This is a genomic window from Paenibacillus sp. G2S3 (assembly GCF_030123105.1).
GTDB lineage: Bacteria > Bacillota > Bacilli > Paenibacillales > Paenibacillaceae > Paenibacillus_AQ.
In genome coordinates this window covers 4,484,194-4,507,279 of the sequence record NZ_CP126095.1, presented here as the reverse complement: position 1 = coordinate 4,507,279, position 23,086 = coordinate 4,484,194, and the positions used below count along the sequence as shown (strand labels likewise).

The following is a 23,086-nucleotide window of genomic DNA, read 5'->3' as shown; positions in this document are numbered from 1 at the left end:
AAAGAAGCTGTCCCTTAAGTAGCCGTTACTACTTTGAGACAGTTTCTTTTTTTGTCCTTATTCTTCATCAGTACTGATCTTTTGAAGTAAATTACGAAGCTGCTCTACTTCCTCGCTGGTTAATTTACCAACTAGGCTTTTGTTATAATCATCTAAAATAGATTGAAGGATAGGCGAGAAATCGATTGCTTTAGGCGTTGGATATAATAGGTGTGAGCGTCGATCATTAGGATCTGGTTTACGTTCAATGTATCCTGAATTCTCTAATTGCTTCACGGAACGTGCGGTGGTCGCTTTATCGAATTTTAATACAGAAGTTAATTGATCTTGTGTAATCCCTGGTCTGGAAAGAATCAACTTGAGAAAGCTATGTTGCCCACCGCTACCGATTCCATAGGGCATGAATTTTTTTACCAGTTGCTTTTGATTTTGGCGATGAAAATAGGAAATTAACTTTCCTATAGGCTCTTTTTCCAAGATAGACACCTCTTTGGGTTTATAGTTCGCGTATTTGCTACCTTGAGACAAAGTGTACAATAAAGTCGTTGCGTACGCAACTAAATTGATGTACACTGGGTATGCGAGTTTGGTTGCGTGCGCAACTAAACGTTGATTATACATTCAATGAGGTGTTAGTTTATGAGTTCTATTAGCGCAACTTATCAGGAAGACAAGGAAATTCAGAAGAAACGCTGGATGATTTTGATTGTACTGAATATTTTTACCTTCATGTCCACGCTTGATGGTAGTATTGTCAACATCGCTCTGCCTGAATTATCGAAACAATTGAAGCTGCCTATGGCACAAATCGAATGGGTAACTACTGGTTATTTGATGGCGATCTGTGCAGCGATTCTTTTCTTCGGGAAGCTTGGAGATATTGTTGGGAAGATTCGAATCTTTAAGATTGGGACGATTGTTTTTGTGATTGGTTCTTTGCTGTGTGGATTCAGTTTGAGTTTACCCGCATTACTTGCTTCGCGCGTCATTCAGGCTATCGGAGCTTCGATGACAATGGCGAACAGTCAGGGAATAGTAACGGATATTTTTCCAGCCAATGAGCGGGGGAAAGCCCTTGGTTTCATAGGTACATTCGTCTCTCTGGGAAGTATAGCTGGCCCTAGTTTAGGTGGGATTATGGTTTCGACACTAGGCTGGGAATATATTTTTTGGGTGAACATTCCTATTGGAGTGATTGCTATCCTGTTAGGCTGGAAGGTACTGCCTAAGGATTTAACTAGGACGAAATCTACAATTGATGTTCCAGGTAGTTTACTCTTTGCTATTTTTATCATCAGTTTGTTCGCAGGGCTTTTATTGGGACAGCAGCTCGGTTATGGCGACAGCTTAATTGTGACGTCTTTAATCGTTGCTATAGTGAGCTTCATTGCTTTCCTGTGGACAGAGCTTCGCAGAAAAGAACCGCTACTGCAATTGTCATTATTTAAGAATCCATTGTTTTCATTAAGTATTTTATGTGGATTTCTCGTGTTTACAGCGAACTTCTGCTTTAATATCATCGCGCCATTTTATGCACAGAATATGCTGAATTTATCGCCCTTTGAAGCAGGGTTCCTGTTGATGCTGTTACCGATATGTATGGTAGTGGTAGCACCAATAAGCGGTGCTTTATCGGATAAAATCGGGTCTGAATTCCTAACTTTTGCAGGGCTGGTAGTCATGGTTATTGCCCAGTTTGGATTAGCTGAGCTTCATGAGGGAAGCTCAGTCGTGCTGGTAGGCGTGTGGATCGCTATGTTAGGAATAGGTAGTGGTCTGTTTCAATCGCCGAATAATTCGCTTGTGATGTCCAAAGTACCTAGAACTCAGCTTGGTTCTGCGGGTAGCGTCAATTCGCTAGTTCGTAATGTGGGCATGGTCGTCGGTATTACGATAGCTACGACAATTCTCTTTCATGTGATGAGTAGCGAAGCAGGTTATCGGGTAACGGGTTTAGTTCCAGGTCAGCCAGAGCTGTTTATCAGTGGCATGCATGTAGTGTTCATGACTTCGGCATCCATATGCTTTGTGGCTGCACTGCTAACGGGTTGGAGAATGATGAGTGCAAGAAGCGCCAGAGTTCAGACTTCGGAAAGATCATAAGGAATAAAAGAAGAAGATCCTTCTGACGCTAGGGCGTGGAAGGATCTTCTTTGTGATGATATTGAAGGGCTCTCTTAACGGCTTGTAAGTATTGATACCGATAATGATCATCGGGTTCTAAATAGGCACCCTCAGCCCACTCGTTCCAAGCGTTAATATAAATAAAATCACTTTTGAACATCTTCTTGGTCCTCTCAATTTGTCGGGACAGATATTGACCGAATTTTTGAGGATTTGCACCTAAAGTACTTTGTCCGGCAGCACCTTTGCGTGGTGTATTATCCCAGTTAACAAATGCTCCCGGATATATAATTTCCCCGTCTCTGTGAGGTGTCCGCTCTAACATAGATTCCCATAATTCATCATAGTCAATGACAATATGGTTTTGATCCTCTACCTGTTTGGAGCTCCACAAGTGCTTTACACCACCATGTGCGAATGTGTAGTGAGGCTCGAATTCTAGACTGGCATCGAACCCGTGCTCTGTATTTAGGGGAAAGCCGCCCAGTGTCCGGACAAGATGAAGTCCCTTAAGTCCGTTTTGCTGAGCTAAATCACGCCAACATTGAAGCATTTCATCGCAGCGAGGGATGCTGGAGGATCTGTAGATAATAAATACTGGTTTGCCATCCACGCAAATATATCGTTCATCTTTGAAGGCCTCCAACAAAGCATAAAAATGCATTCGCCAATCCCGTTCTTCTCCATATTCCTGAGGCATCAAGACATCTTCTTCGGTGCCATCCCAGCTTCGAGTCCAAGGCTCGTTAGCCCAAGACAGACAAAAGGGGAAGTCAGGCTCTTTGCTGTCAAGAATCTGCTGAACCGGTTGTTCCAGAAGTCGCCTGCCATTGAACCAATAGTGATAATAACAAAAACCGTAAATGCCATGAGCTCTTGCAGTCTCTGCCTGCCATTGTTTCACTTTGGGGTCCGTTAAATCGTAGTAGTTATTATTTAATGGTTTTTTCGGCTGATCATGATCAGGATAAAGGGCTGTAGCCTTCCTGACATTTGTCCATTCTGTAAATCCCTCTCCCCACCAGGAATCGTTCTCTGATATCTGATGAAACTGAGGTAATACAAAAGCGATGCATTTCAAGTCAGGTCACCCCCTATGGTTCCGTGAATATTTTTCTGAGCAGCAGCTTTCCTTGCTGAAGATAAGAATAATTGTACTTTACTTCCTTTAGAGCACGAGAGGCAGAAATTCTTCTTTCATCACTATGAGCAATATAGTACTTGAAGCTCTCAGAGAGCTCTTTAAAGTTCTGGAAACGAATGAGCGCTTCTTCTGCGATTCGATAACACTGAAGATGAGGATGATCTTCTACGAACTGAAATACGCCACAAGCAGAGACCTCCATAATTTGCTGCATAGATCCTGTGCAATTGATGACGATCCTTGCTCCATTATAATAGTTAGACATTTCTTTTTTATCGTGGGTGATGTCTATGAAATCTTTGGTGGGCTCCCACCCGCTACCTACGGTCATTACCTTGAGGCCATGAAATAGTTCTGAATGAGCTAGAGTATGCAGAACACTATTCATTTGAAAATGGCCGAGAATGAGTACGTCACTATGGTAACGGTTCTCCACACGTCTTGGATAATAGAGATCCGTATCTGGAGCATAAGGGAGGAAGCTCGATTCTTTCCCCCGTAATCCCTGATAATAGATCAGATTGGCTATGTTCTGTGTGAAAATATAATCGAATAACAGTGCTAGATTACGTTCTGTTCGGGTAAGACAGGTTGCGTCAGCCATCCATACGGCCTTAGGGACTTTAGAAGCTTTGAGGGCAGTAATGTTCTCCTCAGGGAACATGGTCTCTGATCCTAGAGCTAGTATCAGATCAGGCTGATACTGGGCTAAATATTCCGCTAAATTATGCTGTAACTTAATGGCAAGCACTTCTTTGACCAAATGCCTTAGCTGATCTTTAAAAAGTCGTACATTAGGCATTTTATCGCTTATCTCTGAGGGAACCAGAAGCAATACTCTTAATTGCTTTAGTTCCCGTGTTATGGTTTCCGCTCTATAAGAGTTCTCGAGAATGAGATTATGGTGTTGCGATGGATGAACTTGGCTGATGGTGACTTCGTGAGTTGAGGGCCTTTGAGGAGTGAGCCTAGTAGCTGTCTTCTTCATAATTCCTCCTGTATTCATTGGAGCCAGTCGTTCGCTCTAGCACCTAGTCTTGCTAATCATTATATGTGTAGGGGGTTCTTTTGACTTTAGGTATAAGACCATTAATCTGAATCTCAGTGGAAAAAGCGGATTTAGTAAAAGATGTATATCTATCTATGACCGGATGGTCTTGTCTAACATAAGATATACTATAAAACCTGAAAGGGATGATCGTCTTGCCAACCTTCGATAATGTTCTTGTTACAGGAAGTCAGACCATTCAAAATGATCTGCATGTCAACGGGAATGAGACTATCGATTTAAACCTGCAATTAAATGGTAGTCAGACCATTATGGGAAGCCTTCAGGTGAACGGCAGTCAGTCCCTGCTAGGCCATCTGGGAGTTACCGGTGAAATTAGCGGCGCAGGCACCATTAAAACTGCAACCCGTTTGATTGCTGTGAATCAGGCTTTGACACCAGTTTCAGCTCCTACAAGCCTTCAAGAAGTCAGATATTTCGCAGTGGGAGTTGCAAGTCAGACAGGACTCGTGCTGAAGGGCACGGATGGAAATGACTATGTATTATTTATCGATTTGACCGGAGGAACCCCTAATATTGGGATCCAACGAGCTTAAATCCGGTAACATTATATCTTTAAGCTCCGAATCATAAAAAAAACAGCAAGTCACCTAGGTACAAATAGGGACTTGCTGTTTGAGGTTTCTATTAGTTCTTAAAGCTGTGAATTGGAGCAGGAATTCGTCCGCCTCGGTTAATGAAATTGGCGCAATTGAAGCCATTAACAGCCATGACAGGCGCATATCCAAGAAGGCCGCCAAATTCTACGATTTCGCCTACATCCTTGCCGATGACAGGAATGACGCGAACAGCGGTTGTTTTGTTATTGACCATTCCGATAGCAGCTTCATCGGCGATAATGCCTGAGATTGTCTCTTTGGTGGTACTTCCCGGAATAGCAATCATGTCCAGTCCTACAGAACATACACAGGTCATGGCTTCTAGCTTCTCGAGCGTCAGAGCACCACGCTGAACGGCTTGAATCATTCCGTGATCTTCACTGACTGGAATAAAGGCTCCACTGAGTCCGCCAACATAGGAGGAGGCCATAACGCCACCTTTTTTAACATTGTCATTTAGAATCGCCAGAGCGGCTGTTGTTCCTGGTGCGCCAGCTTCTTCCAGACCCATGACTTGAAAGATCTCCGCAATGGAGTCCCCAATTTCTGGTGTTGGAGCCAGCGATAGATCAATAATCCCAAAAGGTACGTTCATCCGTTTAGATGCTTCCTGAGCAACTAGTTGTCCCACACGCGTAACTTTAAACGCAGTCCGTTTGATCGTTTCACACAGGGTTTCGAAGTCCTGACCTTTCACTTCCTCTAACGCACGCTTGATTACACCTGGGCCACTGACGCCAACGTTGATGACACATTCCCGTTCACCAACACCATGAAACGCTCCAGCCATAAAAGGATTGTCCTCAACCGCATTACAGAAAACAACCAGCTTAGCACAGCCTATGGAATCCCGATCCTTGGTGCGTTCCGCAGTTTGAATAATGATGTCACCCATTAATTTCACAGCGTCCATGTTGATTCCACTTCTGGAGGAGCCGACATTGACTGAGGAGCAGACTCTTTCAGTAACAGCCAGCGCTTCCGGGATACTGTCGATCAGAATGCGATCGCCTTTGGTACAGCCTTTTTGCACAAGGGCAGAGAAGCCGCCAATAAAGTTGACGCCGACCTCTTTTGCAGCCTTGTCCAGTATTTCAGCAACAGGTACATAGGTGTCTGTCTTCACGGCGCCAGCAGCAATAGCGATAGGGGTCACGGAAATCCGTTTATTAACAATAGGTACACCGAATTGTCTTTCTAGATCTTCACCTGTCTTGACGAGCTTTTCGGCGGATCTAGTAATCTTGTCATAGACATTTTGGTTAAAAGTTCTCATATCTGTATGAGCACAATCCATGAGGCTGATTCCCATTGTTATAGTACGCACATCCAGATTCATTTCACGGATCATCTTATTCGTTTCTTGTACTTCCACCAGTGATATCATAGTCATCCTCCTAGATGCGGTGCATAATATTAAAAATATCCTCGTGCTGAAGCTTGATTTCCACGCCGATCGCTTCTCCGATCAAATGCAAATCCTCAACAATATCCTCAAATGCTTTAGTCGCGCCAGAAATGTCTACAATCATCATCATGTTAAAATAATCTTGTACAATCGTTTGAGAAATATCCAGAATGTTCAAATTGTGCTCAGCAAGATATGTACATACCTTGGCAATAATCCCTACTTTGTCTTTTCCTAATACAGTAATAATCCCCTTCATGATTACAGCCTCCCTTTGAATATGGCGATTAGCCGTGTAAACGGAATGAACCATTCCAATCATTATTACAAATGCTGAAGCAAGCTTCAACCAAAGGTTTTTTGTCAGTTTGATCATTTTTTTATTAAGTCCTAAGAAATTAAAGAAAATTCGATTGACAGTATATGAAAAATATGATGAAGTGAGAGATTGATACGATACTCTGAAGGAGTAAATATGACTACACAAAAATATAAAGATATGGTTGAAGAGCGGACCAAACAAACCCTCCAGGAATGGTCGGAACTGTCGGAAGTTAAAGAGAAGGACATTTATCGTTTTTTGCATAACTTGAAAGGCACAGCTGGAACTGTTGGCTTACAAGAAGTTGAACAGTTTGCCGATGCAACGTTGCCCTATTTCATGGAAAGCAGCCTTAAGAGCTGGTCTGCCCTTGAGTGGGGTGATTATTTGTATCCGCTTATTCCACTGTTTGACCAAGATTCATCGGGTTCTCTAGTTTCAGTTAAGCAGCTAGACAAAAAAGGGCATGATGTTACGCTCCCGCATAATGATATTTTACTTATTGATGACGATGTTGAATTAGTAGCTTATTTTAAAGAATCACTGGAGAAGCAAAACTATTATGTAAGCATTGCCTTATCCGCTGAACGGGGTCTCAAGATTTTTTATGAAACCAAACCGGATCTGATCCTTCTGGATATTCTTTTACCAGATATCAGCGGGATAGAGGTCTTGAATCAAATTATCGGTAAAGCCAAAAAAGAACGGATTCCAATCATCATTATAAGTGGGGAGTATTCCAAAGCGACTCAACTGCATGCCTATAGGCTGGGCGTGATGGATTTTTTATCGAAGCCTGTAGATATTGATATCTTTCTGGCTCTGATCAAAAACCGCTTTGAACTAAAGAGGGAATGGCAGGACTCCATTATTGTGGATGAATTGACGGGTGCGTTTAATCGTAAGCATTTTAATCAAGTGATGAAGCAGCTGATTTGCGATTTTAAGCGAACGGAACGGGTGTTTTCTTTAGCGCTCATTGATCTGGACTATTTCAAAAAAATTAATGATACATATGGTCATCTAATCGGAGACGAGGTGTTACAGTCCTTATCTGAGCTTGTACAGAGTTCGATCCGTATGGAAGATACCTTTTGCCGCTTCGGTGGAGAAGAGTTTGCTGTGTTTCTGCCAAATACGGATGCGAGTTCTGCATTGACAGTGATAAACCGTATTCAGGAGCGATTTGCTGCCACCGACTTTTTTGCGAAGAATGAAATCTTTCATGTGACCTTTTCTAGTGGGATATCAGAGGTAACAGAAGCCGAGAATATTGCCGATAAAATTGTAGAGGAAGCAGATCAAGCTCTCTATGCCAGCAAAGATGCCGGAAGGAATCAGACAACACTCTACACGGATCATTTATCGTCGACTAAAAAGAATTCGGTTCTAAATGTAATTATTGTGGATGATGATGCGTTGATTCGAAAAATAGTGACTCATCAGATGGATACTTGGGAGCCGGAGGATATTGCTGAGGTGAATATCAGCAGTTTTGCGAATGGGCTGGATTTCTTGCAATCAGATTGGTATTCCATAGATGAGAAATATATTATCCTACTGGATGGTGTGATGCCGGATCTGGATGGCGTTGAAGTCCTGGAACGAATTCGCAAGACGTATCCGGAAGTGAATATATTAGTGATCATGCTAACAGGGAGAAATAATCAGGCGGATATTGTACATGCCCTGCAGATGGGCGCCGATGATTATGTAGTAAAACCTGTTCATATGCCTGAGCTGTTGTCCCGAATGGAACGGTTGGCTCATAGATTCTTGTTCTAACATGAAGGGGATTGTGCGAATATGCAAAAAATAATGGTAGTGGATGATGAAGAAGTACTACGGATGTTGATCGAGGATACATTGGAAGATTTGGAGAATGTTGAGATTCACACGGCGGAGAATGGATTGGAGGCTCTAACTAGGCTGTCTACGGATCATTATGATTTGGTGATTCTGGATTATATGATGCCGGAAATGACAGGGATTGAAGTGCTCCAGCAGCTGGATGAGGAGAAGAAGAAAACAACAGCTATATTAATGTTAACGGCTAAGGCTCAAGATGTGGATCGAATTCGAGCAGTTGAAGCAGGCGCGCGTTACTTCATGCCGAAACCATTTAGTCCGATGGAACTCTTGCAGATTGTGGAGGGGATCCTAAGTGGTGAAGGAAAGTAACGCTAACCGCAGTATCAAAAACAAATATTTCCGCATCATTGTATTTGTGTTCTCTTTAATCATTATTATGGGGACTGTATTTTTTATTTTCATAAACTATGAGCAAGATGAATTAAGTAGAGACCGTGAAAGTTTGCAGTATAAAGCAGACACGATCAGCGAGATGGCGAGCACTTTAAATGAGGTGTTTTTTCGAGCTAGGGGATTTACTTTGCTTAAGGACGAGAATGAATTAAAGCTCTTAAATGAAGCCCTCGTTAACTTCGATCAGATTCTGGATACGTATTCTAATCTTAATTTATCGGCCGAAGAAGCCTTATTTAGAGATGGTTTAAAATCATTTTATGTCCAGTATAAAAATAAAACCTTACCAGAAGCAATTCGGCTTGTCGAGGCTGACGATTATGCAGCTTTGAGAGTTTTATCTGGAGATGGTATTACTAAATCTGTGAATGATTTTCTAACGTATACGAAAGAGTACAGACAGCGATCCGATGCAGCATTAAATACCATGGCTATGGATTATATCAAACGAGCTAACGAATTCACCTTTATCGCATTCTTTTTTAGCACGATCATTCTACTGTTCTTTACCTTTATGATCTGGCGGATTCTTAAGAACTTGATTAATCCTATTTTAAAGCTGGAAGGGGCCACTCATTCATTGGCTGCCGGTGAGGAAATTCTTCTGGGCAATCTTAAGAATCAGGATGAAATCGGACGACTGTATACTGCATTTCTAAATATGGCCAGAAGTATTCAGGACAAAGAAGAAGAATTGATGATGCAGAATGAAGAGCTACACGCGCAGCAGGATGAACTTCAGGATCAGCAATACAGATTGCAACGTTCGCTTAGTGAAATAGAGAGTATGATGAAGGCACTTGATCAATCCTCAGCGGTGGGGATCCTTACAGATAAAGGAGTATTTACCTACGCGAATGATAATTTAAGCAAATATACCGGCTATAAAAATTCAGAAATTATCGGTTTTACCTATAAGTTATTTGAACTCTATAATATATCTAGAGAACAAATGCAGAAGATCTTCAACAAATTAAATACGGGTGGAGTATGGAGCAATGAACTCCAGATTCTGACCAAAGACGGATTACCAATCTGGATGCATTTGACTGTCGTGCCGTATCTGAACAATGACGGTGTGATTTATCAGTACATTTTTATCGCGTACGATATCACCTCTATGAAAAGTGTACAGCTGGAGCTAGCAGAAACACTAAAGAATACGCAACAGACCAAAAAGATGCTTGAGCTTAATAATCAGCTGAATCATGACATTACTTACACCTTGGATAAACATGAATTTGCAGATAAGTTTATTCAGTTCATGCATCACCTGTATTCATTTGATTCGAGTTTCTTCCTGCTGGTGAAAGATAAGATCGCGGCTGTTAAAGGCATTCCTCAGGAAAATGTAGAGCGTTATCTTGATAATGAGAACAATGAAATGTTATATCGCTTGAAGACAGAAAAAACCTATCTGATTAAGCGTCTTGCAACACAATCGGAACAGGGGATTTCTGCGAATGAGGTCTATTGTTATGATTTCTATACTACTGTTGTGAATGCAGAAGATGAGATTTTAGCTGTGTTTTGCGGAACCCGGATTGGACATTCTTTCAGCAAAGAAGAGATTAATGAAGTTCAAGGAATGATGAACCGCGTAGCTCTGGCGATTGAACGTTTATTCATGTATGAAGAGATTGAACATGGTCGAAAGCTGAACCGCGATATCGTGAATAACGTTAACGAAGGCATTCAGTTCGTAAATACAGAAGGCATGATGCTTCAGATGAATAAGGCGCTGTGCAATATTGTTAACTATGAATGGATCGAAGGGACGCTGATTGCTAGAAAAGAATGGATGGATTATTTCATCGCACGTTCCAATGAGAATCATGAACTTCGGTTGTTCTTTGAACAGGCGATTGCTGAGGAAGCTCTAGAATCCAGCAGTATGCAATACTCCATTGGAACAGAATCTATGAAGCATATTGATGTTTATGCGATTCCTGTTTTCCGTCGTGAGCTCAGAATTGGTACATTGTTTGTATACAGAGATATCACTAGGGAGTACGAGCTAGATCTTATGAAATCGGATCTAGTCAGTACGGTAAGTCATGAGCTGAGAACGCCATTGTCGAGTGTACTAGGATTCACGGAACTGCTATTGTCCAAAACTATGAAGCCTGAGAAGCAGCTGAAGTATTTGGAGACGATTCATAAGGAAGCGAAGCGGTTGACGGAGCTTATTAATGATTTTCTCGATCTGCAAAGAATGGAATCAGGTAAGCAGCAGTATATCACGGAACATCTGAATCTCAGCGAAATTGTACTTGGGGTTATCGATCAATATAAACTTAGCAGCACCCATCATGTGCTGCTGGTGGATGAGGCTCTAAATGCGGAAGTAGATGTGGACAAGGATAAAATTGTCCAAGTTCTAACGAATTTGTTAAGTAATGCGATCAAGTTCTCACCGTCTAATAATGAAGTAAAGGTACTGCTGCATAATGAGCCGGGTCACATTATTGTGCGTATCCAGGATCATGGTCTTGGCATTCCAAAGGATCAAATAGGGCAGCTATTCCAAAAATTCAGAAGAGTGGATAACAGTGCCTCCAAAAGAATTGGTGGAACAGGTCTTGGTCTTGCCATCTGCAAAGAAATTATTGAGAAACAAAAGGGAACCATCGGTATTGAATCGGTGGAAGGAGAGGGAACTACCGTCTGGTTTAGTCTCCCCATCCTACATGCGGAAGCAGGCCTACAGCAAGATGAGCTAAATAAGTGGAATGCAGATAAAGAGCTCAAGCCGAATGTAATGATCGTTGAAGATGATTATAGTCTTTCGTTGCTCTTATCAGAAGAGCTTAAAGGGAAGGGCTTCCGTGTCACCCATCACTATCATCCACAGCAAGCCTTTGATCAAGCTTTAAAAACACCATTTGTTGCGATCGTAGTGGATTTGATGCTTGGGGAAGATCTGGATGGTTGGGATCTGATCCGAATGCTGAAAGATGATTCGAGAACAGAGAATATTCCGATAGTTATTTCTTCTGCTCTTGATCAATCGGATAAGAATCAACTGAACGATGTGATTCAGAAGTATTTAACGAAACCTTATCCGCCGGGCGAGTTATCGAATACGCTTGAAGAGATTGTGAAGATAAGGACGGGGGTAGGCGAGGTATTATTTCCCGAAAGTAAGAAGGATTTATAGTTTTTATTTATCACAATATCTTATAAATAGTATCACTTTTTATAATGTAACCGATCAAATCAGGGTAAATCATACTGTTTTGATCGGTTTTTCTATGATTTATTGATACTTTTTCAATAATTAACATTTTTTAGGTAAAAATGACTTCATTGATCGTTTACAATTATTGTGATAGCCTGATTTTATGAGGTTCTAAAAAAGGCTCAGATAGATTCAATTGAGGCACGGATCATAACCAGATTTCATGTTTAGGAGAGGTGGATATTGTTGCAACTACAGGTAACGAACAGTCCGTTTAACGAGAACCAAGTCGAGCTTCTCAATCGTCTTCTACCAACCTTAACGGAGACGCAGCAAATATGGCTCAGTGGATATTTGTCCGCGATTGGCCGTACTGCGGCAGCAGCGCCATCGGGTGCTGAACTTCAAGTGCAATCGAATACGATTGCTGAGGTTGGCGCTGTTGTAACTAGCCAACCAGCAGCATCACGGGAAGTGACCATATTATTTGGTTCGCAAACGGGGAATTGCCAGCGACTAGCGGGGAGCTTATCGCGCAAGCTGGAAGAGCAAGGCTTTCAGGTCACACTCTCCGCGATGAACAGTTTCAAACCTACAGCGCTTAAAAAGGTTGAGAATCTACTTCTACTGGTGAGTACTCATGGAGAAGGTGAACCACCAGATAATGCAAGGATTTTTCATGAATTTCTTTACAGTAAAAGAGCTCCTCTATTAGAGAACCTGCGGTTTTCAGTTCTAGCTCTGGGAGACACCTCTTATGAATTTTTCTGTCAGACGGGTAAAGAGTTCGATCAGAGGTTAGAGGAACTTGGTGGAAAGCGTCTAAGTCCACGAGTAGATTGTGATCTCGATTATGACGATTCCGTTGCTGAATGGTTTGAAGGTGTAATTGGTGCATTAAATGCAAATTTAAATGCTCCAGCCATTGCGGCAAAAGCGGTTCAAGCCGCAGAGGACGCAGCGTCACAAGAACCTCTTTACACTCGGAATAATCCTTTTAAGGCAGAGGTATTGGAGAATCTGAATTTGAACGGACGCGGCTCGGATCGTGAGACTCGCCATCTGGAGCTATCGCTTGAAGGCTCTAATATACAGTTTGAACCAGGAGATGCACTGGGAGTATACCCAGAGAATCATCCTGAACTGGTGGACGCTATTATTCATACTATGGGCTGGAATCCTAACGATAAGGTCCCGTTTAATAAGAAAGGTGATGAAGGGGCCTTACGTGAGGCACTTCTGCATCATTATGAAATCACTGTATTGACCAAACCTTTGCTGGAGCAAGCAGCAAAGCTGTCTGCTTCAAACAAGCTGAGTGAGTTATTAGCTCCAGACCGTGCTTCGGAGCTTAAAGAGTATATTCAAGGACGTGATCTACTCGATTTGCTTCAGGACTTCTCACCGTGGGAAGGCTCAGCCAGCAGTTTTGTGACAATTTTGCGGAAGCTTCCTGCTCGTCTATATTCTATCGCTAGCAGTTATAAGGCTAATCCGGATGAGGTTCATCTAACCGTCAGAGCTGTACGTTATGAGGCTCACGGTAGGGAACGTTACGGTGTCTGCTCAGTGCATTGCGCAGAAAGAGTAGAGCCGGGGGATACATTGCCTATTTACATTCAGCATAATCCTAACTTTAAGCTGCCGACTAATCCGGATGCGCCGATCATCATGATCGGACCGGGCACTGGAGTTGCACCATTTCGCTCCTTCCTTGAAGAACGTGGAGAGCTTGGAGCGGAAGGGAAATCATGGTTGTTCTATGGGGATCGGCATTTCGTGACGGATTTCCTGTATCAGACTGATTGGCAGAGAATGCTAAAGGATGGCGTTCTAAGCAAGCTGGATGTAGCCTTCTCACGGGATACCGAAGAGAAAGTATATGTACAGCATCGCATTTTGCAAAAGAGTCGTGAGGTTTATGAATGGCTGCAAGAAGGTGCTCATATCTACGTTTGCGGCGACGAGAAGTATATGGCACATGATGTTCATACTGCTTTGCTTACTGTGATTCAGAGTGAGGGCGGACTGAGCCCTGAAGCGGCAGCAGCTTATCTGGAAGATATGCAACAGACACAGCGTTACCAGCGTGATGTCTATTAGTGGATAGATGGAAGTTATCGAATGACTTCGGGGGGAGATAACAACAATGGCAAACAATGAGAAGGTTCAGCCGATCGGCGGACCTCCAAGTGATGTTGAGCATATTAAGTCGGAGAGTAACTATCTGCGGGGTGCGTTAGTGGAGACACTAAGCAATCCGATTACGGGTGGTCTACCTGAAGATGATAATCGGCTGCTGAAATTTCACGGTAGCTATATGCAGGATGACAGAGATTTGCGCAATGAACGGGAACGTCAGAAGCTGGAGCCAGCATTCCAGTTTATGCTTCGCGTAGTTGCCCCAGGTGGTGTAGCTACACCGGAACAATGGCTGGTGATGGATGATCTAGCACAAAAGTATGGTAACGGAACCTTACGTTTGACTACTAGACAGGCATTTCAAATGCATGGCGTTCTCAAATGGAACTTAAAGAAGACCATTCGAAGCATCAATGATACGCTAATGACGACCCTTGCAGCTTGTGGGGATGTCAATCGTAACGTAATGAGTAATCCGAATCCTTATCAATCTGAGGTGCACGCAGAAGTCTACGAATGGGCGCGCAAAGTTAGTGATCATCTATCCCCACGTACTCCTGCTTACCATGAAATTTGGCTAGACGGTGAAAAGGTTGTGGATAGCTTAGGAGATCGGGCAGAAGTTGAGCCGATCTATGGTCCGGTGTATTTACCTCGTAAATTCAAGATTGGTCTTGCGGTTCCCCCTTCAAATGACGTAGATGTTTTCTCGCAGGATCTAGGCTTCATCGCTATTCTTGAGAATGATAAGCTGGTGGGGTTCAACGTTTCGGTAGGCGGCGGTATGGGCATGACGCATGGCGATACCAGCACGTATCCTCAGCTTGGCCGTATCATTGGCTTTTGCCGTCCTGATCAATTGATCGATGTAGCGGAGAAGACAGTAACGATTCAGCGGGATTATGGAAATCGTTCTGTCCGCAAAAATGCACGGTTTAAGTATACGATTGACCGCCATGGTCTGGAATGGTTCGTTGATGAGCTGCATGAAAGACTCGGGTGGCAGCTTGAGACGGCACGTGAGTACCATTTCGATCACAATGGAGACCGCTACGGCTGGGTGAAGGGTACCAATGGAAAATGGAATTTGACGCTTTATATCCAAAGCGGACGGATTCATGACCAAGAAGGGTACACCTTGATGACCGGATTGCGGGAAATTGCCAAGATTCATACCGGAGATTTCCGACTTACGCCGAATCAAAATTTAACGATTGCTAACGTAACCACTGCCAAAAAACGAAAAGTAGCTGAGCTGGCTAAACAGCATGGACTTACGGACGGAGCTCATATGTCTGCACTACGACGTAGTTCCATGTCTTGTGTGGCACTACCAACCTGCGGGCTTGCAATGGCTGAGGCAGAACGTTACTTGCCTTCGTTGATTGATAAGTTAGAGCTTGTCCTTGATGAAGCTGGTCTACGCGATGAGGAAATCGTGATTCGGATGACGGGCTGTCCTAATGGATGTGCAAGACCGGCACTGGGCGAAATCTCGTTTATTGGTAAGGGGCCAGGTAGATATAATATGTACTTGGGAGCAGGTTTTACGGGAGATCGCTTGAACAAAATGTATAAAGAAAATATTGATGAAAAAGAAATTCTGGAGACGCTGGAGCCTATCCTTCATCGTTATGCAAAAGAACGGCAGCATGGCGAGCATTTCGGAGATTTCGTGATCCGTGCAGGCTATGTCAAAGCGGTTACTTCAGGTCTTAATTTTCATGATTAATTCTGTATGATTGAAAGGGATGTCCCGGAGCCTGCATTATGGCAACTGGGACATCTTTTTGTTAGTTGATCTCAAACCTAAACCATCACTCGCTGTCGAGCTGATCGGGCTAAGTTAGCGAATTTAGCGGATGAGATACTATCGTATCGGACTCAGAAGATCTTATATGCTGAAATCGCTCCAATTTGGAAGGCGTTTGGACCACGGTGCAGTTATTAGTCTGAAAGGAGGCGAAAACTTACCATTATAAGGGGAATAACGTCTCTCAGGTCCGAAAGTGGCTCAAAAAAGCATAAATCGCACAAATAGGGTCATCTGAGTCCGCAAGCCACAACGGATTCGAAAAATTCCTACAGTAACCCGGATAAAACCAGCAGGTATAGAATCAGCGCGAGCGTTTAAGTGAGCTCGATAATCTCTAGCATTTTTATAAGAAAGAGGAGAGTTATTTAGTTTCAGACAGGAATAAATATTTTTTTTGCTTAATGATTTGGATTTCTTGTGTTTTTCTTTCATAATATAAAGGGGAAACTAAATACAAACGAAGAGCCATTGCCCGTGAGTGATGTGTTCTGTACAGAAGAGGCGATATTATGATTATCATGAAAACGATGGAAGAGATCGAAAAAATGCGTGCGGCGGGGAAAATCCTTGCTGAATGTCATCGTCAAATTGCGCAAATTTTGAAGCCCGGAATTACGACTTGGGAAATTGATGAATTTGCAGAAAAATTTATATTGTCTCAAGGTGCGACTCCTGAGCAAAAAGGATATCATGGGTATCCATACGCAACCTGTGCATCTGTAAATGATGTGATATGCCACGGGTTTCCGAAGAAGGAACCGCTGAAAGATGGAGATATAGTAACGATAGACATGGTAGTTAATTTAAACGGTTGGTTGGCAGACTCTGCTTGGTCTTACGGGATTGGGGATATTAGTGAACAAGCGAGCAAACTTCTCGACACGACTAAGGAATCCCTATTCCGTGGCATTGAGCAGGCTGTTGCAGGCAATCGGATCGGTGACGTCGCTCACGCAATACAGGTGTATGCGGAATCTAATGGATTTTCTGTTGTTCGTGATTTTATTGGTCACGGAATCGGTTCGGAAATGCATGAAGCGCCTGAAGTGCCTCATTATGGGCCGGCAGGAAAAGGGCCTCGCCTTAAAGAGGGAATGGTATTTACGATTGAGCCGATGCTGAACACAGGCAGCTACAGAACTAAGATTGATGCGGATGGTTGGACTGCACGTACCATTGATGGCGGTCTGTCTGCACAATATGAACATACGCTAGCTATCACCCCTCAAGGGACCATTATTCTGACTGAACTATAATTTAGCGTTGAACAAAAGACCTGATTAGCTTCATCTTCTCCAGATGTTGCTGATCAGGTCTTTTGTTATTCAATTAATCAGTTATGCTGCGAGTATAATATTCAATGATGTCTTTTCGACGAATAATCCCTACAAATACGCCTTCTTTATCAATAACAGGAACGAAATTCTGATCTGCGGCGAGTGTCAGCATATCCTCCATTTCGGCATTTATGAGTACACTTTCGTTATGAACATGCTTCTGGATTTCGCTTACTGCAACTTCCCCTATATTTTCAAAGGTTAGACCGGCTGTGTTTTTCAGCTTCCACAATAGATCACCTTCCGAAAGTGTTCCTACATATTTTCCTTCATTATCAATAATAGGGATAGCCGTATAATGGTGCTGCTCTAATTGTTCTAAGGCTTCCAGCATGGATAGTGAGTTAGTGATATAGGCAACTTGATCTTTAGGCAACAAAAAAGAGGATATTTCCATCGGCATGAACTCCTTTGTATTGAGATTTTTTAATTAGGTTACTTTTATTTAAACATATTTTTTGAAGGGATAGGTGTTTTAAATTTTATTGGTTTAATTATAGGCAATAAGACCTATTTAATGATAGTCGTATTTTGTCGATTAAAGATAAGGTATATTATCCTAGAGTGGAGTTGTTCAGATGGCGTTGTATCGTAGGCTTTCTTTAACAGTTAAATTTGTTCTGGTAGTAAGTTTAGTTATCATTGTTATCTTTTTCTTTAGTCTAATCGCGAATCTGCTTAATCTTCGAAGTGTGAGCATATCGAACGGTGAATTAGAGGCGGAAGTTGCTGGGCGAAGTTATGCGGAAACTATTCAGAATAGTATGGTAGACATAGAGTCGGCAGCAAAGGTATTCACAGAAGTACTGGTTGAATCAAGAGAACATCAAACTTTGAGTCGTGAAGAAGTTATTTCTACAATGAAATCGATGCTTGAGAATAGACCCGAGCTTTTTGCAATTAGTACATTGTGGGAACCCAATGCCTTCGATCAAAACGATCAGGCTAATATCAATAAGACGCCATATGATGATGGTACGGGGCGTTTTATTCCTTATGTTCTTAGGAATCAAGGTTCAATAACGGTTGAACCCTTAAAGGATTACGATGTAGAAGGTGCGGGTGATTATTACCTTTTACCTAAAAAAGAGAAAAAACCGATCTACATTGAACCCTATTCCTATGAGACGACTGCTGGGGCTATAGAGATGATTTCGGTTATGCTGCCCATTTTGGACAAATCGGGCACTTTTCTTGGGACGGTAGGATTTGATGTTTCGTTATCAAAGCTCCAGGAGGATGCTGATAAATATAAACCTATGGGTGGATACGTTTCTCTAGTCACGGGTAATGGTAAATATGCAGCTAATCCTAATGATCCAGAAAGTGTACTTAAAGATTTCGGTGATACGGAAGAGAAAGCTGCACTGTGGAGACAAGTGAAGAATGGGAAGTCGGTTCAGGGGTACACCAATAATTCCAAAGGAGAAAATGTACTTCGTATTTTTGTTCCGATTCCACTGCCAGAAAGCGATCAGGTATGGTATACGCAGACTGCGATTCCTAAAGCTACAATCATGGCTGACTACGAACAAACGAAAACAGAATCATTTATTATCATGCTTGTTGGGATGCTGATTCTAGGAATAGTTATAGTCTTACAATTATGGTTAATGGTGATCAAACCGCTTCGAGTATTATCTGAGAAATTGCAGCTTATGGCTCAAGGGGACTTAACACAAACATTGCAGGTTCGGAATGATGATGAATTCGGTAAGATGTCTTCACATTTTAATCAGATGACATATAAGCTGCGAGAAATGTTTGGACTTGTGGCTGATTTATCGATGTCAGTGGGAGCTACATCTGAAGAGTTGACAGCTAACGCTGAACAGACAGGGAAAGCTGCTGAACAGATTGCTGTGTCTATTGGACGAGTAGCCGAGGGAGCGCAACTGCAAAATGATTATGCAGGAGAATCTTCTCTGGCCATGAGTGATCTTAGCGTTGGAGTGCAGCGTATCGCTGACTCTTCATCAGCGGTGTCCACATCAGCAGATGAAGTAACCGATCAAACGAAGCGGGGCAGTGCGCAACTGCAAACGGCGGTGAGCCAGATGACAGAGCTTAAGCAATCTGTGGACGAGACCAGTCTGGCTATAGAACGATTAGGTGAAAGATCTGTGCAGATCAGCGGGATTATTGGTCTGATCTCGAACATTAGTAAACAGACCAATCTATTGGCATTAAACGCAGCCATAGAAGCATCCAGAGTGGGCGAACATGGTCGGGGATTTGCTGTAGTAGCATCGGAAATACGGATGTTGGCGGATCAAACGAAACAAGCTGCCGAACAAGTTACTGAATTAGTCGAACATGTGGTCCAAGATACTAATCAAGCCTCGCAGGCTATGGCCGTTGGTAATGAGCAAGTACGTATTGGTGTGCAAAGTGTATCTGATAGTGATCTTTTGTTTACATCAATTCTTGCTGAAATGACACAGGTTACAGATCAAATTCAGGAAGTGTCTGCAGCCGCACAGGAGATGACCGCTGGTACAGAGCAAATTTCAGCTAGCGTCAAATTATTAGCCGAACTTGCATCGGAAGCGTCCGCGGATTCACAAAGTGTAGCAGCAGCCTCAGAGGAGCAACTTGCTTCTATGGAAGAGATCTCTGCCTCAACGGAATCCCTCAGCTCGATGGTGCAAGATTTGCTGGACAAATTGTCTTATTTTAAAATTTAAAATAAATCTGATGTCGTTATTACAGGTGGGTAACCCTGTCCTTTTCTGAAGGATCAGGGTTTTCCATTTTTTATATCATGCCAAAGGGTATCTACATGACTTCAGATGTGCTATAATCAATATATCGAAAGTAGTTACCTGCTAATTCACATAGCGTAGAGGGTTATTCTTAAGATGACAATAACCTTGTACCATATGTGAATTTTTATTTTTTTAGAGATTTTGTAAGAGATTTTTTTGGGATAAGAATAACATGTAAATTAAAAAAAGGTGGTAATTATATTATGCAAACAGGAACAGTGAAATGGTTTAACGCGGACAAAGGCTTTGGTTTTATCGAGGTTGAAGGTGGAGAAGACGTATTCGTACATTTCAGCGCAATCACTGGTGACGGATTCAAGTCTTTGGACGAAGGACAACGTGTAGAATTTAACGTAGTTCAAGGCAATCGTGGTCAACAAGCTGAGAACGTTGTAAAACTCTAAAGTTGTGAAAAAAATCCCCAAACTTATAGTTTGGGGATTTTTTTAAAATATAAGAAATATAAGTTTCACACCATACTTTTTGTCTTATATTTCTCGCTTAGTAGAAAGGTGGCGGATGTAAGTGCAGGTGTTTGAAGACTGGAATTTAAAAGTGAAAAAAACCTTTAACGCTACAAGCAACAAGGAAGTATTGACTGTGTCTGAAGCTGGTAGCTTGCTTGGTCTGTCTAAAGATCAAATGAAAAGCTATGTAGACCAACATAAGTTAACTAAGGTTCCAATCATGAGAAGTGTTGTCAGATATCTTATATTGAAAAGTGAAATCGATACGATTCTGAAAAAAAACTAATATAATCTCAATTAACATATTCGACCCATCCTTGAAAGGATGTGGTCTTTTTTTTGTTCGAAAATTTCTTATAAATAGAAACTTATCAATCCGATCATCGTCTATAATAATGGGATATTCAGGAAATGGGGGGAGGCATACATTCCGATTTCTTCTTGTAGAATGAATTATTTGTATTTTTTGTTCCATCAGAAGTCGCATCAATAGAAAGGGTAATTCATCCAAATGAAAAATAAACAGAGTACTCATCCACCTGCTTCCTTTGCTTTAAGTAGAATCGAGAAAAAGAAAGTGAAAAAGAATAAAATCAGCAAGAAAATGAAGATTTGGTACATTTCGATCGCTACCTTACTTCTTGTTGGGCTGGGATCTTTTATTTTCCGTAAGGAACTAATGATTTTTGGGTTTGATAATGTTGTAGCACCAACTATTGAACACACCCTTAAAGAGTCCTACGTGCCGTTAGAAAACACTGGAGAATCTGGATTACAAGCAACGACGGAAAATAAAGACCGTCCTTTCTCTATCCTTCTACTAGGCACCGATCAGCGTGGCAAAGAGAATGGACTTTCTGACTCTATTATTTATACAGTCATTCGACCTGAAGACCATAAAGCATTACTTGTCTCTATTCCCCGTGATTCATTTACTGAAATTATTGGAGCGGAAAATATCAAAGGCGCACGAAAAGAAACCAAGATTAATGCGGCGCATTCCTACGGTGGTCCTCAGATGAGTGTGGATACCGTTAAGAATCTACTGAACGCCCCTATTGATTATTATGCTACTATTAATTTTAATGGGCTTGTGGGTGTTACAGATGCTCTTGGAGGAGTGGTGCTTCCAATCACCAAGGTGATAGAGAATAAGAGTCCCGATCATGAGAAACTAAGAATTGAGCCGAACAAACCGATCTATTCCGGCAAGGAAGCTTTAATGTATGTAAGATATCGGGAAGATTCGGATTTTAAGAGAACAGAGAGACAACGGATTTTCCTAAAAGCGGCGCTTGATCGGATGAAAAGAATAGATAATATTCTTAATATACAGAACATTATCGAGATTGCGGGCAGTAACTTTAAAACCAATATGAAGTCAGATTTTATTTTAGATTTGGCTAAAAAGGTAATTCTTGAAGGTGGAACCCCTGAAATAACGAGTCATATGCTCCAAGGGGAAGGAAAACATACGGATCAATGGTATTATATACTCGATGAAAATGATGTAAAGCGTACTCATGATATGATCGAGATTTGGCTGAATCCAGCATCTACTGAGGCTGATCTTATAACTGCTTCTAAGGATGATGCTGCATAATATTTTTTTGCTAGACTATTTTATATTCACACGGAGGTTAGCTTCTATGGCAGCAAAATCAAAGGAGCAAATGATACTCGAATTTAAGTCCCTCATTCCATTCGTGAAATCATTAGAAGAGGTGCCAGATAAACATTGGGATAAGCCCATAGCCACTGGTAAATGGACCGTGAAGGATATTCTCTGTCACCTCATGCTCTGGGATAAATATTTCTATGAAGGTGCTATAAAGAAGATTATTTTGAAAGAACCATTAACAACGAAACAATTGGATTTTAACGAGTTTAATGCTAACGCGATTGAGTATGCCAAATTATTAGCTAAGCAAACCTTGATTGAACAATTTGTGCTCTACAGATCTAGAATTTTAGATGCAGTCACTGGATTAACAGATGAAGAATTCGATTTGGAATATAAAGATGGAGACCGCAAGAATTTCAGTGTTCGTAAGTATTTGAGAAGTTTTATCCCACATGATAAGCATCATAAAAAACAGATTGAACAATTCCTAAAATACATACAGCAAGGCTGAAAGCTTGTCTTTTATGGTTTAAGCTTTAGCGCGATTCTGAACCAATTTCATGGATTGGCGAATGAGCATTGGACCGAACATGCTGCCAGCTGAGGCGGCTATAAAGGAATGTAAGGGAAACTTTATGGCAAAGTAAATGACCGTTCCAGCTACAAAATCAATAAGAATGAATTTCTTGATCTCGGATAGTGGGATTGTGACGAATACAAATGATTCTTTATTTTTCAAGTGGTTGACCTCCTAATTGATAATGCAGCATATAAATCCACTGTTCATTCTATTTTGAGCATAAGATGTCCCATTCGAAAA

Annotated in this window: 20 protein-coding genes; 13 read left to right on the top strand and 7 right to left on the bottom strand. The window is 41.9% G+C overall.

Features of this window, described 5'->3' with window-relative positions; all coding sequences use genetic code 11:
• Positions 1–57: 57 nt before the first annotated feature.
• Positions 58–477: a MarR family winged helix-turn-helix transcriptional regulator gene (locus QNH28_RS19795; protein ID WP_283908208.1), complete on the bottom strand. Its 420-nt coding sequence runs from the start codon at positions 475–477 to the stop codon at positions 58–60.
• Between the two features lie 162 nt (positions 478–639).
• On the opposite strand from QNH28_RS19795, the gene QNH28_RS19790 reads away from it, so the two are divergent.
• Positions 640–2,103 (top strand): MFS transporter, encoded by a 1,464-nt coding sequence (locus QNH28_RS19790; RefSeq protein WP_283908207.1) that lies wholly within the window; start codon positions 640–642, stop codon positions 2,101–2,103.
• Between the two features lie 28 nt (positions 2,104–2,131).
• Here the strand turns inward: QNH28_RS19790 and QNH28_RS19785 are convergent, their stop codons facing one another.
• Both QNH28_RS19785 and QNH28_RS19780 read right to left on the bottom strand, forming a co-directional pair.
• Entirely contained in the window at positions 2,132–3,205 is a 1,074-nt protein-coding gene (locus QNH28_RS19785) for a glycosyltransferase WbsX family protein (RefSeq protein ID WP_283908206.1), read from the bottom strand.
• Between the two features lie 13 nt (positions 3,206–3,218).
• Positions 3,219–4,070 (bottom strand): glycosyltransferase family protein, encoded by an 852-nt coding sequence (locus QNH28_RS19780; protein WP_283908205.1) that lies wholly within the window; start codon positions 4,068–4,070, stop codon positions 3,219–3,221.
• Between the two features lie 392 nt (positions 4,071–4,462).
• Between QNH28_RS19780 and QNH28_RS19775 the strand changes: the two genes are divergently transcribed.
• On the top strand, positions 4,463–4,873 hold the full coding sequence (locus tag QNH28_RS19775; protein WP_283908204.1) for a hypothetical protein: 411 nt from the start codon (positions 4,463–4,465) through the stop codon (positions 4,871–4,873).
• Between the two features lie 91 nt (positions 4,874–4,964).
• Here the strand turns inward: QNH28_RS19775 and QNH28_RS19770 are convergent, their stop codons facing one another.
• Positions 4,965–6,320 carry a PFL family protein gene (locus QNH28_RS19770; protein WP_256716384.1) on the bottom strand — a complete coding sequence of 452 codons (1,356 nt, stop codon included), beginning with the start codon at positions 6,318–6,320 and terminating at the stop codon, positions 4,965–4,967.
• A 13-nt stretch (positions 6,321–6,333) separates the two neighbouring features.
• Positions 6,334–6,603, bottom strand: a complete 270-nt coding sequence (locus tag QNH28_RS19765; RefSeq protein WP_042189980.1) for an ACT domain-containing protein — start codon at positions 6,601–6,603, stop codon at positions 6,334–6,336.
• A 216-nt stretch (positions 6,604–6,819) separates the two neighbouring features.
• Between QNH28_RS19765 and QNH28_RS19760 the strand changes: the two genes are divergently transcribed.
• From QNH28_RS19760 to map, 6 genes are all read left to right on the top strand, one after another.
• On the top strand, positions 6,820–8,451 hold the full coding sequence (locus tag QNH28_RS19760) for a GGDEF domain-containing response regulator (protein ID WP_283908203.1): 1,632 nt from the start codon (positions 6,820–6,822) through the stop codon (positions 8,449–8,451).
• A gap of 21 nt (positions 8,452–8,472) precedes the next feature.
• Positions 8,473–8,847, top strand: a complete 375-nt coding sequence (locus tag QNH28_RS19755) for a response regulator transcription factor (RefSeq protein ID WP_283908202.1) — start codon at positions 8,473–8,475, stop codon at positions 8,845–8,847.
• The gene (locus QNH28_RS19750) at positions 8,834–12,091 is read left to right on the top strand and encodes an ATP-binding protein (RefSeq protein ID WP_283908201.1); all 3,258 of its coding nucleotides are present in this window, start codon (positions 8,834–8,836) and stop codon (positions 12,089–12,091) included. The genes QNH28_RS19755 and QNH28_RS19750 overlap by 14 nt, the downstream gene beginning before the upstream one ends.
• A 267-nt stretch (positions 12,092–12,358) precedes the next feature.
• On the top strand, positions 12,359–14,215 hold the full coding sequence (locus QNH28_RS19745) for an assimilatory sulfite reductase (NADPH) flavoprotein subunit (protein WP_283912209.1): 1,857 nt from the start codon (positions 12,359–12,361) through the stop codon (positions 14,213–14,215).
• A gap of 46 nt (positions 14,216–14,261) precedes the next feature.
• On the top strand, positions 14,262–15,986 hold the full coding sequence (cysI, locus tag QNH28_RS19740; RefSeq protein ID WP_283908200.1) for an assimilatory sulfite reductase (NADPH) hemoprotein subunit: 1,725 nt from the start codon (positions 14,262–14,264) through the stop codon (positions 15,984–15,986).
• A 593-nt stretch (positions 15,987–16,579) separates the two neighbouring features.
• Complete coding sequence (map, locus tag QNH28_RS19735; RefSeq protein ID WP_283908199.1) at positions 16,580–17,326, top strand: type I methionyl aminopeptidase; 747 nt, start codon at positions 16,580–16,582, stop codon at positions 17,324–17,326.
• A gap of 73 nt (positions 17,327–17,399) precedes the next feature.
• Here map and QNH28_RS19730 read toward each other — a convergent pair whose 3' ends face one another.
• Entirely contained in the window at positions 17,400–17,804 is a 405-nt protein-coding gene (locus QNH28_RS19730; protein ID WP_283908198.1) for a CBS domain-containing protein, read from the bottom strand.
• Positions 17,805–17,985: 181 nt separating this feature from the next.
• On the opposite strand from QNH28_RS19730, the gene QNH28_RS19725 reads away from it, so the two are divergent.
• From QNH28_RS19725 to QNH28_RS19705, 5 genes are all read left to right on the top strand, one after another.
• Positions 17,986–20,094: a methyl-accepting chemotaxis protein gene (locus QNH28_RS19725; protein ID WP_283908197.1), complete on the top strand. Its 2,109-nt coding sequence runs from the start codon at positions 17,986–17,988 to the stop codon at positions 20,092–20,094.
• Between the two features lie 284 nt (positions 20,095–20,378).
• Positions 20,379–20,579, top strand: a complete 201-nt coding sequence (locus tag QNH28_RS19720) for a cold-shock protein (RefSeq protein WP_036685790.1) — start codon at positions 20,379–20,381, stop codon at positions 20,577–20,579.
• 121 nt (positions 20,580–20,700) lie between these two features.
• On the top strand, positions 20,701–20,928 hold the full coding sequence (locus QNH28_RS19715) for a helix-turn-helix domain-containing protein (protein WP_283908196.1): 228 nt from the start codon (positions 20,701–20,703) through the stop codon (positions 20,926–20,928).
• 225 nt (positions 20,929–21,153) lie between these two features.
• Positions 21,154–22,245, top strand: a complete 1,092-nt coding sequence (locus QNH28_RS19710; protein WP_283908195.1) for an LCP family protein — start codon at positions 21,154–21,156, stop codon at positions 22,243–22,245.
• A 46-nt stretch (positions 22,246–22,291) separates the two neighbouring features.
• Positions 22,292–22,777, top strand: coding sequence for a DinB family protein (locus QNH28_RS19705; RefSeq protein ID WP_283908194.1), 486 nt, complete (start codon positions 22,292–22,294; stop codon positions 22,775–22,777).
• 18 nt (positions 22,778–22,795) lie between these two features.
• On the opposite strand, the gene QNH28_RS19700 is transcribed toward QNH28_RS19705, so the two are convergent.
• A complete protein-coding gene (locus tag QNH28_RS19700) occupies positions 22,796–23,005 on the bottom strand; it encodes a hypothetical protein (protein WP_283908193.1) in 210 nt (69 codons plus the stop codon).
• Positions 23,006–23,086 lie beyond the last annotated feature (81 nt).

Excerpts from the sequence above, each read along its gene's own strand:
- QNH28_RS19790 (WP_283908207.1), top strand. The coding sequence starts at position 640 with ATGAGTTCTATTAGCGCAACTTATCAGGAAGACAAGGAAATTCAGAAG.
- QNH28_RS19780 (WP_283908205.1), bottom strand. The coding sequence starts at position 4,070 with ATGCCTAATGTACGACTTTTTAAAGATCAGCTAAGGCATTTGGTCAAA.
- QNH28_RS19775 (WP_283908204.1), top strand. The coding sequence starts at position 4,463 with ATGATCGTCTTGCCAACCTTCGATAATGTTCTTGTTACAGGAAGTCAG.
- QNH28_RS19765 (WP_042189980.1), bottom strand. The coding sequence starts at position 6,603 with ATGAAGGGGATTATTACTGTATTAGGAAAAGACAAAGTAGGGATTATT.
- QNH28_RS19760 (WP_283908203.1), top strand. The coding sequence starts at position 6,820 with ATGACTACACAAAAATATAAAGATATGGTTGAAGAGCGGACCAAACAA.
- QNH28_RS19755 (WP_283908202.1), top strand. The coding sequence starts at position 8,473 with ATGCAAAAAATAATGGTAGTGGATGATGAAGAAGTACTACGGATGTTG.
- cysI (WP_283908200.1), top strand. The coding sequence starts at position 14,262 with ATGGCAAACAATGAGAAGGTTCAGCCGATCGGCGGACCTCCAAGTGAT.
- map (WP_283908199.1), top strand. The coding sequence starts at position 16,580 with ATGATTATCATGAAAACGATGGAAGAGATCGAAAAAATGCGTGCGGCG.
- QNH28_RS19730 (WP_283908198.1), bottom strand. The coding sequence starts at position 17,804 with ATGGAAATATCCTCTTTTTTGTTGCCTAAAGATCAAGTTGCCTATATC.
- QNH28_RS19725 (WP_283908197.1), top strand. The coding sequence starts at position 17,986 with ATGGCGTTGTATCGTAGGCTTTCTTTAACAGTTAAATTTGTTCTGGTA.
- QNH28_RS19720 (WP_036685790.1), top strand. The coding sequence starts at position 20,379 with ATGCAAACAGGAACAGTGAAATGGTTTAACGCGGACAAAGGCTTTGGT.
- QNH28_RS19710 (WP_283908195.1), top strand. The coding sequence starts at position 21,154 with ATGAAAAATAAACAGAGTACTCATCCACCTGCTTCCTTTGCTTTAAGT.
- QNH28_RS19705 (WP_283908194.1), top strand. The coding sequence starts at position 22,292 with ATGGCAGCAAAATCAAAGGAGCAAATGATACTCGAATTTAAGTCCCTC.